The sequence below is a fragment of the Pseudomonas sp. efr-133-TYG-23 genome, from assembly GCF_030209215.1.
GTDB lineage: Bacteria > Pseudomonadota > Gammaproteobacteria > Pseudomonadales > Pseudomonadaceae > Aquipseudomonas > Aquipseudomonas rhodesiae.
This window is the reverse complement of the sequence record NZ_JARVSL010000024.1, coordinates 1-13,699: the sequence shown is the minus strand read 5'-3', so window position 1 is coordinate 13,699 and position 13,699 is coordinate 1. Positions and strand designations below refer to the sequence as shown.

At 60.3% G+C, this 13,699-nt stretch carries 12 protein-coding genes and 1 pseudogene; 10 read left to right on the top strand and 3 right to left on the bottom strand.

The genetic code is table 11. The features are described from left to right. Positions 1–29: 29 nt before the first annotated feature. Positions 30–2,822 (bottom strand): DNA polymerase I, encoded by a 2,793-nt coding sequence (gene polA, locus QRN41_RS17355; RefSeq protein WP_167417387.1) that lies wholly within the window; start codon positions 2,820–2,822, stop codon positions 30–32. A 74-nt stretch (positions 2,823–2,896) separates the two neighbouring features. Here polA and QRN41_RS17350 point away from each other — a divergent pair, with 74 nt between their 5' ends. Then, the gene (locus QRN41_RS17350) at positions 2,897–3,187 is read left to right on the top strand and encodes a DUF2782 domain-containing protein (protein WP_034101712.1); all 291 of its coding nucleotides are present in this window, start codon (positions 2,897–2,899) and stop codon (positions 3,185–3,187) included. 56 nt (positions 3,188–3,243) lie between these two features. Further along, positions 3,244–4,197: a homoserine kinase gene (locus QRN41_RS17345; RefSeq protein WP_047882320.1), complete on the top strand. Its 954-nt coding sequence runs from the start codon at positions 3,244–3,246 to the stop codon at positions 4,195–4,197. Between the two features lie 64 nt (positions 4,198–4,261). Here QRN41_RS17345 and QRN41_RS17340 read toward each other — a convergent pair whose 3' ends face one another. Next, positions 4,262–5,188, bottom strand: a complete 927-nt coding sequence (locus QRN41_RS17340) for a zinc ABC transporter substrate-binding protein (protein WP_285421919.1) — start codon at positions 5,186–5,188, stop codon at positions 4,262–4,264. Between the two features lie 58 nt (positions 5,189–5,246). On the opposite strand from QRN41_RS17340, the gene zur reads away from it, so the two are divergent. The 4 genes from zur to QRN41_RS17320 are packed head-to-tail and all read left to right on the top strand — an operon-like array spanning position 5,247 to position 8,052. Continuing rightward, on the top strand, positions 5,247–5,729 hold the full coding sequence (gene zur, locus QRN41_RS17335; protein ID WP_285421918.1) for a zinc uptake transcriptional repressor Zur: 483 nt from the start codon (positions 5,247–5,249) through the stop codon (positions 5,727–5,729). After that, positions 5,729–6,514 carry a zinc ABC transporter ATP-binding protein ZnuC gene (znuC, locus tag QRN41_RS17330; RefSeq protein WP_034101708.1) on the top strand — a complete coding sequence of 262 codons (786 nt, stop codon included), beginning with the start codon at positions 5,729–5,731 and terminating at the stop codon, positions 6,512–6,514. The genes zur and znuC overlap by 1 nt, the downstream gene beginning before the upstream one ends. Beyond that, complete coding sequence (znuB, locus tag QRN41_RS17325) at positions 6,507–7,295, top strand: zinc ABC transporter permease subunit ZnuB (protein ID WP_034101706.1); 789 nt, start codon at positions 6,507–6,509, stop codon at positions 7,293–7,295. Before znuC ends, znuB begins: the two co-directional genes overlap by 8 nt. Positions 7,296–7,332: 37 nt before the next feature. Next, positions 7,333–8,052: a PA5502 family lipoprotein gene (locus QRN41_RS17320; protein WP_034111139.1), complete on the top strand. Its 720-nt coding sequence runs from the start codon at positions 7,333–7,335 to the stop codon at positions 8,050–8,052. 106 nt (positions 8,053–8,158) lie between these two features. Here QRN41_RS17320 and katE read toward each other — a convergent pair whose 3' ends face one another. Further along, positions 8,159–10,300, bottom strand: a complete 2,142-nt coding sequence (katE, locus tag QRN41_RS17315; RefSeq protein WP_285421917.1) for a catalase HPII — start codon at positions 10,298–10,300, stop codon at positions 8,159–8,161. Positions 10,301–10,564: 264 nt separating this feature from the next. Between katE and QRN41_RS17310 the strand changes: the two genes are divergently transcribed. The 4 genes and pseudogenes from QRN41_RS17310 to QRN41_RS17295 form a co-directional block, all read left to right on the top strand. Next, positions 10,565–11,572: a methionine ABC transporter ATP-binding protein gene (locus tag QRN41_RS17310; RefSeq protein ID WP_034136349.1), complete on the top strand. Its 1,008-nt coding sequence runs from the start codon at positions 10,565–10,567 to the stop codon at positions 11,570–11,572. Continuing rightward, complete coding sequence (locus QRN41_RS17305; RefSeq protein ID WP_034101701.1) at positions 11,572–12,246, top strand: methionine ABC transporter permease; 675 nt, start codon at positions 11,572–11,574, stop codon at positions 12,244–12,246. The genes QRN41_RS17310 and QRN41_RS17305 overlap by 1 nt, the downstream gene beginning before the upstream one ends. Positions 12,247–12,297: 51 nt before the next feature. Next, positions 12,298–13,071 carry a MetQ/NlpA family ABC transporter substrate-binding protein gene (locus tag QRN41_RS17300; protein WP_167417384.1) on the top strand — a complete coding sequence of 258 codons (774 nt, stop codon included), beginning with the start codon at positions 12,298–12,300 and terminating at the stop codon, positions 13,069–13,071. Between the two features lie 412 nt (positions 13,072–13,483). Further along, positions 13,484–13,699 (top strand): annotated as a pseudogene (locus tag QRN41_RS17295) (hypothetical protein); the annotation flags it as partial.

The following is a 13,699-nucleotide window of genomic DNA, read 5'->3' as shown; positions in this document are numbered from 1 at the left end:
CACCCTTAGCGATGGCAAAGCGCCCGTTATCAGTGTGCCTCGTCCCAGTTATCACCCACGCCCACTTCCACCAGCAACGGCACATCCAGCTGGGCTGCGGCGCTCATATGCTCGCGGATCTTCTCGCTGATTTGCGCAACCAGGTCTTCACGCACTTCCAGCACGAGTTCGTCGTGCACTTGCAGGATCACCTTGGCGTCCAGGCCCGAGTCGGTGAGCCAGTTATCTACCCGCACCATGGCTTTCTTGATGATGTCCGCCGCCGTGCCTTGCATCGGCGCGTTGATCGCGGTGCGTTCCGCCGCGGCGCGCTCTTGGGGTTTATTGGAGTTGATATCCGGCAGGTACAGCCGGCGCCCGAAGAAGGTTTCGACATAACCTTGATCGGCCGCTTGAGCCCGAGTGCGCTCCATATACTCGCGCACTCCCGGGTAGCGGGCGAAGTAGACGTCGATATAAGCCTTGGCCGTCTTGGTATCGACCCCAATGTCCTTACCCAACTTTTGCGCGCCCATGCCATAGATCAGACCAAAGTTGATCGCCTTGGCGCTGCGACGCTGGTCGGACGTGACCGCCCCCAGCTCGACCTTGAACACTTCGGCCGCCGTGGCCGTGTGCACATCCAGGTTATGACGGAAGGCATTCATCAGCCCTTCGTCTTTGGACAAGTGCGCCATGATGCGCAGCTCGATCTGCGAATAGTCCGCCGCCAGCAGCTTGTAGCCCTTGGGCGCAACAAACGCCTGGCGAATCCGCCGCCCCTCGGCGGTACGCACCGGAATGTTCTGCAGGTTCGGGTCACTGGACGACAGTCGACCGGTCGCCGCCACTGCCTGGTGATAAGACGTGTGGATACGCCCGGTGCGCGGGTTGATCTGCTCCGGCAGGCGGTCGGTGTATGTGCTTTTGAGCTTGCTCATGCTGCGGTACTGCATCAGCACTTTGGGCAACGGGTAGTCATCTTCCGCCAGCTTGGCCAGCACTTCTTCAGCGGTGGAGGCCTGGCCTTTGCCGGTTTTCTTCAGTACCGGAAGCCCGAGCTTTTCGTAAAGAATCGCCCCCAGTTGTTTGGGCGAGCCCAGGTTGAACGCCTCACCGGCGATCTCGAATGCTTGGCGCTCCAGCTCCACCATCTTGTTGCCCAGTTCGATGCTCTGGACGCCCAGCAGCTGCGCATCCACCAAGGCACCCTGACGCTCGATGCGTGCCAACACCGGCACCAACGGCATTTCAATGTCCGTCAGCACACTGGCCAAGCTCGGGATGGCGGCCAGTCGCGCATGCAACGCCTGATGCAGACGCAGCGTCACATCGGCATCTTCAGCCGCATAAGGCCCGGCCTGCTCCAGTGGAATCTGGTCGAAGGTGAGTTGCTTGGCGCCTTTGCCGGCGATGTCTTGGAAGCTGACTGTGTCGTAGTCCAGGTATTTCTTCGCCAGGCTGTCCATGTCATGCCGGGTCGCGGTGGAATTGAGCACGTAGGATTCGAGCATGGTGTCGAATGCAATGCCGCGCACCGTGATGCCGTGCGCGGGGTCGCCGCCGATGGCGCAGTTGGCCAGGATGTTCATGTCGAACTTGGCGTGCTGGCCGACTTTGAGCTTGTTCGGATCTTCCAGCAGCGGTTTCAGGGCGAGCAATACGCTGTCGCGATCCAGTTGCTGCGGTACGCCGATGTAGGAATGGGCTAAGGGGACGTAGGCCGCTTCGTGGGGCTGCACAGCAAAGGACACGCCGACCAATTGCGCCTGATGCGCGTCGATCCCGGTGGTTTCCGTGTCGAACGCGATCAACGTTGCAGCGTCGAGCTTCTTCAGCCAGACGTCGAACGTGGCCTGATCCAAGATGGTGGTGTAGACCGCTTCAACAGGGGCCACAACCACTGCCTCCGCTACCGCCGCGACGGGGGCCGCTTCGGTCGACGCCTTCAGTTCGACGCGTTTGGTATCACGCTGCACTTCGTCGTACCAGCTCTTGAACTCCAGCAGGGTGTACAGCTCCAGCAGTTTTTCACGGTCCGGTTCGATCAGATGCAGGTCATCCAGGCCCACGTCCAGTGGCACATCGATCTTGATCGTCGCCAATTGGTAGGAAAGAAACGCCATTTCCCTGTGTTCTTCCAACTTGGCCGGCAGGTTCTTGGCCCCACGGATCGGCAGCGTCGGCACGATATCCAACTGCTCATAAAGCTCTTTGAGGCCACCATTGACGCCCACCAGCAGGCCGGACGCAGTCTTGGGGCCGATGCCCGGTACGCCGGGGATGTTGTCGGACGAATCGCCCATCAACGCCAGATAGTCGATGATCTGCTCGGGAGCGACGCCAAATTTCTCCTTTACGCCCTCCACGTCCAAGGCGCTACCGGTCATGGTGTTGACCAAGGTAATGTGCCCGTCGACCAACTGCGCCATGTCTTTATCACCGGTGGAGATCACTACCGGACGGTCAGCGGCCGCACTGCTGCGCGCCAGGGTGCCGATCACGTCGTCGGCCTCGACGCCTTCGACGCACAGCAACGGGAAGCCCAGAGCGATCACGCTCTGGTGCAGCGGCTCGATCTGCAGGCGCATGTCATCAGGCATGCTGGGGCGGTTGGCCTTGTATTCGGCGTACATGTCATCGCGAAAAGTCCCACCCTTAGCGTCGAACACCACCGCGAACGGGCTGTCCGGGTACTGCTTGCGCAGGCTTTTGAGCATGTTCAAGACGCCTTTGACCGCACCGGTCGGCAGGCCTTTGGAGGTGGTCAGCGGTGGCAGCGCGTGGAAGGCGCGGTACAGGTAGGACGAACCGTCCACCAGGACGAGGGGGGCTTGGCTCATGAGCAGGATCAACCTTTTCGGCGGGTCAGGCGCTAGAATAGCCGGACCAATGAAAACAAAGGGACAAGGTTATCATGCGTACATTCAATCGCCTGCTGTTGACCGGCTTGATCGCACTCGCTCCGATGGCTGCCATGGCGGCAGACGATGCGCCTTCGGGCGACCCGCAAGTTACCATTCGCACCGAAGGCGACAAGACTATTCAGGAATATCGTCAGAATGGCTTCCTGTACGCAATCAAGGTGATCCCTAAGAAGGGCCCGCCGTATTTCCTCGTGCGCGCAGACGGAACCGATGCGAACTTCATCCGCTCCGACCAGCCGGATATGCTGATCCCGTCATGGAAGATCTTCGAATGGAAATGACTTCTTAACTTCAATCGGCGCCGCCCACCGCGGCGCCCGTACTGGCAGTTTTAACCATGTCTGTGTTTACCCCCCTGGCTCGGCCCGAGCTGGAAACCTTTCTTGCCCCTTATGGGCTCGGCCGCCTGCTTGACTTCCAGGGGATTGCCGCTGGTAGCGAAAACACCAACTTCTTTATCAGCCTGGAGCAGGGCGAGTTTGTCCTGACCCTGGTTGAGCGCGGCCCGGTGCAGGAAATGCCGTTCTTCATCGAGCTGCTGGACGTACTCCACGACGCCAACCTGCCCGTGCCATACGCCCTGCGTACAACCGATGGCGTGGCCCTGCGCGAACTGGCCGGCAAACCGGCGCTGTTGCAGCCGCGCCTGGCCGGCAAGCACATCAAAGATGCCAATGCCCAGCACTGCGCCCAGGTCGGCGAATTGCTCGGTCACCTGCATCTGGCAACTCAGGGCGACAAGGTGCTGGAACGTAAGACCGATCGCGGGTTGGACTGGATGCTCAGTGAGGGCAACCAACTGATTTCACATCTTAACGATGCCCAACAGCGCCTGTTGCAAGGCGCGCTGGATGAAATCGCCGCCCATAAGGCTCAGATCCTCGCCTTGCCTCGGGCCAACGTGCACGCGGACCTGTTCCGCGACAACGCGATGTTCGAAGGCACACATCTGACCGGCCTGATCGACTTCTACAACGCCTGCTCGGGTCCGATGCTGTACGACGTGGCGATTGCCCTGAACGACTGGTGTTCGGACGCCGACGGTGTGATCGACGCACCCCGCGCTCGCGCACTGTTGGGCGCCTACGCGAGCCTACGGCCATTTACCGCCAAGGAAGCCGAACTGTGGCCGACCATGCTGCGGGTAGCGTGTGTACGCTTCTGGCTCTCGCGCTTGATCGCGGCCGAGTCGTTTGCCGGGCAGGATGTTCTCATTCACGATCCCGCCGAGTTCGAACATCGCCTGGCGCAGCGTCAGCAGGTCACGGTCAACCTGCCATTCGCGCTCTAAGCGCCGATCCGGTCAACAATGCGGGAAGGGGCAAACCCTTCCTGCATTTGATCTGCGCTAACACTTACAACGACTCCAGGCACCCAGCCAGGTCATTACCCAACTTTTCCAGCACCTGCTCATAACCTTGCGCGGTCGCCGGGGTGTAACCGCCCAAAGCATCCAATTCCGCCAGTTTTACCGGCAACCCTGCCACCAGGGTTTCAGCTAAACGCGGACGCAGCGGCGGTTCGCTGAACACACAGGTTTTGCCCACTTCCTGCAACCGCGTACGCATTGCCGCGACGTGCTGAGCCCCCGGCTGTACCTCAGCGGCAACACTGAACACGCCGGCATGCTTGAGGCCGTAGGCAGCTTCGAAGTAATCGAAGGCTTCGTGAAAGACGAAGTAGGGCTTGTCGCCGATGCCGGCCAGACGTTTCTTCAATCGCGCGTCCAACGCATCCAGGCGTGCGGCGAAAGCCTTGGCGTTGCTCTGATAACGCGCGGCATTGGCAGGGTCGGCGCTGGCGAGATCGGAGGCCATGCGCGCGGCAATCACGCGGGCGTTCACTGTCGATAGCCACAAGTGGGCATCCACGCTGCCTGGACGGTGGTCGTGATCATGTTCGTCTTCATCGGCGTGGGAATGGCTATCTTCGGCGAAACGGCGCAATTGCATGCCAGGCAAATCCTGCACGGCCACAGTTGTGGCTGTACGATTTTTGAGCACGCGTGGCAGGAAAGTCTCCATGTCCGGCCCGATCCAATACAGCAGGTCGACCGACTGCACACGCCGTACGTCGGATGGGCGCAAGGCGAAGTTATGCGGCGACGCGCCCGGCGGCAACAGCACCTCCGGAACCGCCACGCCGTCCTGCACCGCCGCGGCGATCAGCTGCAACGGCTTGATGCTGGTGAGCACCTTGACGTCGGCCTGAGCGGCACCGGCAATGAATAAACTGGTGACAAATACGACAAAAACGGGAAAAAGTCGGGACACGATGACCACTCAATGGCGTAGGAACGGGTAACATAATAACGTCTCTATCAAATATCTGTCGCCGCTCATGCCTATAACACCGCTTGCCAGCCGTCCCCACGACCACTCTCACTGCGTGCACAGCGCGCTGTCGGAGGCCGATGCGCTGTGCGCACGCCAAGGCCTGCGCCTGACCGCCCTGCGGCGGCGCGTGCTGGAATTGGTCTGGCAAAGCCACAAACCGCTGGGTGCCTACGACATTCTCGGCGTGCTCAGCGAGCAGGACGGCCGCCGCGCCGCGCCGCCTACGGTTTATCGCGCGCTGGATTTCCTGCTGGAAAACGGCCTGGTCCACCGTATCGCCTCCCTCAACGCGTTTGTCGGTTGCAACCACCCAGAGCATGCGCACCAGGGTCAGTTCCTGATCTGCCGGGTGTGCCATGCGGCCATCGAGCTTGAACAAAAAAGCATCAGCGATTCCATTATCCACAGCGCCGCCGACGTTGGCTTCCGAGTCGAAGGGCAAACGGTCGAAGTGGTCGGTTTGTGCTCGGGTTGCCAGGGGGCTTGATGAGCAACGCGTTAATCCGTCTGGAGCAGGTCGGCGTCAAGTTCGCCGGGCAAAACGTGCTGGATAACATCGCACTGAGCGTGGAGCCGGGGCAGATCGTCACACTGATCGGCCCTAACGGTGCCGGCAAGACCACGCTGGTGCGCGCCGTGCTCGGCCTGCTCAAGCCCGACAGTGGCAGTGTGTGGCGCAAGCCTAAGCTACGCGTGGGCTATATGCCGCAGAAACTGCATGTGGACCCAACTCTGCCGCTGTCCGTATTGCGCTTCCTGCGTCTGGTGCCCGGCGTGGACCGCGCCCGCGCCCAAGCCGCACTTAAGGAAGTCGGCGCCGAACAGGTGATCGACAGCCCGGTACAAAGTATTTCCGGCGGCGAAATGCAACGCGTGCTGCTGGCCCGCGCGCTGCTGCGCGAACCGGAGCTGCTGGTGCTGGACGAGCCCGTGCAGGGCGTCGACGTCGCCGGCCAGGCCGAACTGTATAGCCTGATCACCCGCCTGCGCGACCGCCACGGCTGCGGCGTGCTGATGGTGTCCCACGATCTGCATCTGGTGATGAGCACCACCGACCAAGTGGTATGCCTCAACCGCCATGTGTGCTGCTCGGGCCACCCGGAACAAGTCAGCGGCGACCCGGCATTTGTCGAGTTGTTCGGCAAAAACGCGCAAAGCCTGGCGATTTACCATCACCATCATGACCACGCCCATGACCTACATGGCGCAGTGGTCGACGACCCGAGCGTCCCCCATACCCACGTTCACGGAGATAGCTGCAAGCATGGCTGATTTTCTGCTCTACGCCCTGCTGGCAGGCTTGGCTCTGGCACTGGTCGCGGGCCCTCTGGGCTCGTTCGTGGTCTGGCGGCGCATGGCCTATTTCGGCGACACCTTGTCACACGCCGCGCTGCTGGGCGTAGCCATGGGCTTCCTGTTGGATGTGAGCCCAACCATCGCCGTAACCGCCGGCTGCCTGCTGCTGGCCGTGCTATTGGTGACGCTGCAACAGCGCCAGCCGCTGGCTTCCGACACCTTGCTGGGGATCTTGGCACCGAGCACCTTATCCCTGGGCCTGGTGGTGCTGAGCTTTATGCATGAAGTGCGTATCGACCTGATGGCTTACCTGTTCGGCGATCTGCTGGCAATCAGCCCCACCGACCTGGCCTGGATCCTCGGCGGCAGCGCAATGGTACTGGTGTTGCTGGTGACGCTGTGGCGCCCGCTGCTGGCGATCACTGTGCATGAAGAACTGGCCAGGGTCGAAGGCTTGCCGGTGCCCGCCCTGCGCATGGCCTTGATGTTATTGATCGCGGTGGTGATTGCTGTCGCGATGAAGATTGTCGGCGTATTGTTGATCACATCGTTGCTGATCATCCCCGCCGCGGCCGCTCAGCGTCACGCCCGTTCACCGGAGCAAATGGCGATTGGCGCCAGCCTGCTGGGGATGCTTGCGGTGTGTGGGGGCCTGGCGTTGTCGTGGTTCAAGGACACTCCGGCCGGACCATCGATCGTGGTCACCGCCGCCGCCCTGTTTCTGCTGAGTTTTGTCCTGCCCCGTCGAGGGGTGTAGACTTGCTCGCTTTTTGCGCAAATAGAGAGTCGCAGGAATGAAGCCGTTCACCGCACGTTATCTGCTCCTTGCCGCATTTTCCCTGCTGCTGGGTGCCTGTCAAAGCACACCGCCCGCTGCCCCGGAGGCCACGGACCCGCGTGCTGCGGCCATCGCGCAGCTGGAGCAAAACCTGGCCAGCAGTGAGTTGGCCACCGCCGAAGACCAACTCGCCACCCTGCAGGCCCAGACGCCCAATGATCCGGCGCTGGAAACCTACCAGCGCCAACTGGCCGAAGCCTATCTACAACGCAGCCAGATCGTGCTGCAAAAAGGCGACGTCAACGCGGCCGCCACCGCCTTGAGCCGCGCCCGGGCATTGATGCCAAAAGCACCGGCGCTGACCGGCGGCGTCAACAGCGCTATCACCCACGCCCGTAAAGCCGAGCTGGATCAAGCCGAAGAGGCCCTTAAAGCCGCCGAAGCCAAGCCCGCCGCGAAGGTCATCGACCCGGCAGCACCGAGCACCACCGTGGCGCTGAACCTCACCAACATCGAAGACATGCGCCATCAGCTCGACGCCATCGCCACCGACGTGGTGAATTACCAGTGCGACGTGAGCATCCAGGTGCCGCGCACAGAAGATTACCCGTGGCTGGCCAGCCTGCTGACCAAACGGGTGAAGCGCATTGATTCGGGATATGACCTGAAGATTCACCGGCAGATTCTGAAGAAGATCCCGGCGCAGATCGTGCTGATTCCGCGCAAGGCGCAGTGAAATAAAAGCATCGGGGGCAAGCCCCCTCCCACACATTGAACTGTGAATACATTCAAATGTGGGAGGGGGCCTGCCCCCGATAGCTATCTAACTAGCAACTCCTGCCTTAAGCCGGAATCGCCTTGGCCTTCGGCTCACGCTCCCAGACCCGGTGCTGTGCAATCGCGGCGAAGAACGCCTTGAACGCTTTGGCATCCGAGCCGACGATCAGCCCCGCATCCGCCTCTAGCTTCAGCTGATCCAGCAGCGGCTTCACATCCGCCCCTACGGCAATCGCCTTCAGGTGCTTGTAGGCTTCCAGTACGTAGTGCAATGCCACACCGTCGCCGCTCAGGGCTTTCACCGAGTCTTTGCCGCCAGGAATAAACACCGCGTCGAACGCAATGGACGGCATGCCTTCCATCGATGCATCCACCGCCAGGGTTTTGCCATCGGCCGTCTTCACCGGTGCCGAAGTCGGCCCCAGCAATTTGGCGTGAGCCCCTTCGGCCTCCAAAGCCTTTTTCAACGCATCAATCGCGGCACCATCCACGCCGTTGGCGGCCAGAATCGCCACTTTGCGCGTCTTGATATCCCCCGACAGCAAGTTCACCTGACTCAACGCCGGCGAAGTTTTCACCGAGGTTTCGCGTGGCGGCACGGTGCCCTTGGTCGGCACCGGCAAGCCCAGGTTCTGCGCCACACGCTTGGCCAGTTCCAAATCGATATTGGCGAGGATCTCGTTCACCTGGCGCGCACGAATATGCTCGCGCTCGACCTTGCCCAGCTCAAAGCTGTAAGCGGCAATAATGTGCTCTTTCTCGTGGTGGCTCATGCTGTTGAAAAACAGCGTGGCCTGGGAGAAGTGATCGCCAAACGATTCACTGCGCTCACGTACCTTGTTGGCGTCGACGCGCTCGTAATAGGTTTCGAAGCCACCGTCGGTCGGGCCCGGCGGGGTTTCTTTCGGCCAGCCGCCATCGATGGAGTTCGGCTCGTAAGAGGCACGTCCCTTATCAATCACGCTGCGGTGCTGCGCGTCGCGCTGGCCGTTATGGAACGGCGCAACTGGTCGATTGATCGGGATTTCATGGAAGTTCGGACCACCCAGGCGGCTGATCTGCGTGTCCGTGTAGGAAAACAGACGGCCTTGCAGCAGCGGGTCGTTAGTGAAATCGATACCCGGCACGATATGACCCGGGCAGAACGCCACCTGCTCGACTTCGGCAAAGAAGTTGTCTGGGTTGCGGTTAAGCACCATCTTGCCCAGCGGCGTGATGGGCACCAACTCTTCGGGGATGATCTTGGTCGGGTCGAGCAGGTCGAAGTCAAACTTATGCTCGTCCTCTTCGGCGACGATCTGTACGCCCAGCTCCCACTCGGGGTAGTCACCGCTCTCGATGGATTCCCACAGGTCGCGGCGGTGGTAGTCGGTGTCTTTACCGGCAAGCTTCTGCGCTTCGTCCCACACCAGGGAGCAGGTGCCGACCTTCGGACGCCAGTGGAATTTGACGAAGCTGGACTTGCCCTCAGTGTTGATCAGGCGAAAGGTATGCACGCCAAAACCCTGCATGGCGCGCAGGCTTTTCGGAATGGCGCGGTCGGACATTGCCCACACCACCATGTGGGCCGATTCCGGCACCAGGGAAACGAAATCCCAAAAAGTGTCGTGCGCCGAGCCGCCGGTAGGAATTTCGTTATGGGGCTCAGGTTTTACCGCATGCACGAAGTCAGGAAACTTGATCGCGTCCTGAATGAAAAACACTGGCATGTTGTTGCCCACCAAGTCGAAGTTGCCTTCCTCGGTGAAAAACTTCACGGCAAAGCCGCGCACATCGCGCACGGTGTCACCGGAACCACGCGGGCCCTGTACGGTGGAGAACCGCGCAAATACCGGTGTTTTATGCTCGGGGGTCCGTAGGAACCCGGCCTTGGTCAGTGCCGAATGGTCTTCGTAGGTCTGGAAATAGCCATGGGCGCCGGTACCGCGAGCATGCACGATGCGCTCCGGGATGCGCTCATGGTCAAAGTGGGTGATTTTTTCACGCATGATGAAGTCTTCGAGCAGCGACGGGCCGCGGGAGCCGACCTTCAAGCTGTTTTGGTTGTCAGAAATCTTCACGCCCTGGTTGGTACGCAAAGCCTGGCCGGTGGCATCGGAGCGAAAGGCTTCCAGGGCCTGCAGCTTGGCGTTGGTATTGCCGCGGTCCAGGGTATCGGTCCCCGCGAGTTCGCTCTTGGACGGGGTAGCTGGCTTCTTGGTGCTCATCAGTCAAAACTCCTTATTCAAAGTGGCCAGAGCGTTCCCCGGCTCGTTTGAGCAAAACCCCAGGCACGGCACCTGGGAAATTGAGTTGCTTAAGTAGGGACTGACAGGGTTTTGCGCCGTTCCTTTTTTATGACCTTTGATCGCGTTATTGCCAAATCGCTGGTTGGATACGAAATAAATGCTAAGAAACGCTATACGGACAGGCTAAAATGCGCGCCCGGCTAACCGCTGATCCCTTTTCATGCGCCCCACAAGGTTCGCTACGTGATCGAGTTTCAAAACGTCCATAAAACCTACCGTGTCGACGGTAGGGATATCCCCGCGCTGCATCCCACCAGCCTGCGAGTCGAGAACGGCCAGGTGTTCGGCCTGATCGGCCATTCGGGTGCAGGTAAAAGCACGCTGTTGCGCTTGATCAACCGCCTGGAAGAACCCAGCGGCGGTCAGATCACGGTCGATGGCGAAGAAGTCACCGCCCTGGACGCCAACGGCCTGCGGCGTTTCCGCCAGCAGGTCGGCATGATCTTCCAGCACTTCAACCTGCTGGCTTCCAAGACCGTCGCCGACAACGTGGCGCTGCCACTGACTCTGGCCGGCGAAATGTCGCGCAAGGCAATCGACCAACGGGTGGCAGAACTGCTCGCTCGCGTGGGCCTGTCCGACCACGCCAAGAAGTACCCCGCGCAACTCTCCGGCGGTCAAAAGCAACGCGTCGGCATCGCCCGCGCCCTGGCAACCAAGCCGAAGATCCTGCTGTGCGACGAAGCCACCAGCGCCCTCGACCCGCAGACCACCGCGTCGGTCCTGCAATTGCTGGCCGAAATCAATCGCGAGTTGAAACTGACCATCGTACTGATCACCCATGAAATGGATGTGATCCGTCGCGTATGCGACCAAGTCGCAGTCATGGACGCCGGTGTAATCGTCGAGCAGGGGTCGGTGGCGGATGTGTTCCTGCACCCTAAGCACCCGACCACCAAGCGTTTTGTGCAGGAAGCCGACCAAATCGACGAAAGCGAACAGCGCGATGACTTCGCTCACGTGCCTGGCCGTATCGTGCGCCTGACATTCCAGGGCGAAGCGACTTACGCGCCATTGTTGGGTACCGTCGCGCGCGAGACGGGAGTGGACTACAGCATCCTTGCCGGTCGTATCGATCGCATCAAAGACATTCCCTACGGGCAACTGACTCTGGCCATCACCGGCGGTGATATGGAAGCAGCTTTCGCCCGCTTCACCGCAGCCGACGTGCATATGGAGGTCCTGCGTTAATGGACGTGTTACTGCATTACTTCGATAAGGTGGATTGGGCCGACATTTGGGTCGCCACCGGTGACACCATGCTGATGCTCAGCACTTCACTGCTGTTCACCGTGCTGGTCGGCCTGCCGCTCGGCATCCTGCTCTTCTTGTTCAGCCCACGTCAGTTGCTGGAGCAGAAAGCCACCTACGGCGTTCTGGCGTTTATCGTCAACGCTATACGCTCACTGCCGTTTATCATTCTGCTGATTGTGATGATTCCTACAACGATCTTTATCACCGGCACATCCCTGGGAGTGGCCGGCGCGATTCCGCCGTTGGTGGTAGGCGCCTCGACGTTCTTCGCGCGGCTGGTGGAAACGGCTCTGCGCGAAGTGGATCGCGGCATCATCGAAGCGACACAAGCCATGGGCGCCACCACTCGGCAGATCATCGTCAAGGCACTTTTGCCCGAGGCGAAGCCTGGCATCATTGCCGCAATCACCGTGACCGCCATTGCACTGGTGGGCTATACCGCCATGGCCGGCGTGGTCGGTGCCGGCGGGTTGGGCGACCTGGCGATCCGCTATGGATACCAGCGTTTCCAGGACGACGTCATGGTCGTCACCGTCATTATGTTGATTGTGCTGGTGCAGATTCTGCAAACCATCGGCGACAAGCTGGTGACACACTATTCTCGAAAATAACGGCCATTGCCGGCCAACTGCCGGCAGATGCCCGAACAAGGAGCTTGCTGGATGAAAAAACTACTGGTTGCTTTCGCCGCCGTTGCCGCGTTTTCCGCTCACGCGGCCGAGACCCTCACCGTCGCGGCCTCGCCGGTGCCCCACGCAGAAATCCTCGAATTCGTGAAGCCAGCCCTGGCTAAAGAAGGCGTGGACCTCGAGGTCAAGGTGTTCACCGATTACGTGCAGCCCAACGTACAAGTGGCCGAGAAGCGCCTGGACGCCAACTTCTTCCAGCACCAGCCGTACCTCGATGAATTCAACAAGACCAAGGGCACTCACTTGGTAAGCGTGGGCGGGGTACACCTGGAGCCCCTGGGTGCTTACTCCAGCAAGTACAAAAAAATCGACGAGCTGCCAAGCGGCGCCAACGTCGTGATCCCGAACGACGCCACCAACGGCGGCCGCGCCCTGCTGCTTCTGGCCAACAACGGCCTGATCACCCTGAAGGACCCAACCAACATCCTGTCGACCATCAAAGACATTACCGCCAACCCGAAAGACCTGAAGTTCCGCGAACTGGAAGCCGCCACCCTGCCACGCGTGCTGACCCAGGTCGACCTGGCGCTGATCAACACCAACTACGCCCTGGAAGCCAAGCTGGACCCTGCCAAGGACGCCCTGTTGATCGAAGGCAGCGACTCGCCGTATGTGAACATCCTGGTCACCCGCGAAGACAACAAGGACGCGGACGCCGTGAAGAAACTGATCGCCGCGCTGCACACCCCTGAGGTGAAGCAATTCATCGAAGAAAAATACAAAGGCGCGATCAAGCCGGCGTTCTGATCCTGAAGAAACAACCTGATCCCCAGTCCACTGGCGATCAACAATATGGGAGGGGGCTTGCTCCCGATAGCAGTGCTTCAGTCGGCATCTACATCGACTGACACTCTGCTATCGGGGGCAAGCCCCCTCCCACATTAGGTTTGTGCAAGATTTGAATGTGCTAATCGACGACCAACCGTGGTTCAGTGCCTCTGACATCGGCCACCTGATGGGCTTGCATCTCGATTCAGCATTACGGCGTGAACTCGATCCCAATCAACAGCAGACGCTGGCCCCGATCCCTCAGGCAACACAAAGCAAATGTGGGAGGGGGCTTGCCCGATGGCAGTGCTTCAGTCGGCATCTACATCGACTGACACTCTGCTATCGGGGGCAAGCCCCCTCCCACATTAGGTTTGTGCAAGATTTGAATGTGCTAATCGACGACCAACCGTCGTTCAGTGCCTCTGACATCGGCCACCTGATGGGCTTGCATCTCGATTCAGCATTACGGCGTGAACTCGATCCCAATCAACAGCAGACGCTGGCCCCGATCCTCAGGCAACACAAAGCAAATGTGGGAGGGGGCTTGCCCCCGATGGCAGTGCTTCAGTCGGCATCTACATCGACTGACACTCTGCTATCGGGC

Bases quoted from the DNA above. Each gene is read 5' to 3' on its own strand.
- polA (WP_167417387.1), bottom strand. From the start codon at position 2,822: ATGAGCCAAGCCCCCCTCGTCCTGGTGGACGGTTCGTCCTACCTGTAC.
- znuC (WP_034101708.1), top strand. From the start codon at position 5,729: ATGAGCAACGCGTTAATCCGTCTGGAGCAGGTCGGCGTCAAGTTCGCC.
- QRN41_RS17345 (WP_047882320.1), top strand. From the start codon at position 3,244: ATGTCTGTGTTTACCCCCCTGGCTCGGCCCGAGCTGGAAACCTTTCTT.
- znuB (WP_034101706.1), top strand. From the start codon at position 6,507: ATGGCTGATTTTCTGCTCTACGCCCTGCTGGCAGGCTTGGCTCTGGCA.
- zur (WP_285421918.1), top strand. From the start codon at position 5,247: ATGCCTATAACACCGCTTGCCAGCCGTCCCCACGACCACTCTCACTGC.
- katE (WP_285421917.1), bottom strand. From the start codon at position 10,300: ATGAGCACCAAGAAGCCAGCTACCCCGTCCAAGAGCGAACTCGCGGGG.
- QRN41_RS17320 (WP_034111139.1), top strand. From the start codon at position 7,333: ATGAAGCCGTTCACCGCACGTTATCTGCTCCTTGCCGCATTTTCCCTG.
- QRN41_RS17300 (WP_167417384.1), top strand. From the start codon at position 12,298: ATGAAAAAACTACTGGTTGCTTTCGCCGCCGTTGCCGCGTTTTCCGCT.
- QRN41_RS17350 (WP_034101712.1), top strand. From the start codon at position 2,897: ATGCGTACATTCAATCGCCTGCTGTTGACCGGCTTGATCGCACTCGCT.
- QRN41_RS17305 (WP_034101701.1), top strand. From the start codon at position 11,572: ATGGACGTGTTACTGCATTACTTCGATAAGGTGGATTGGGCCGACATT.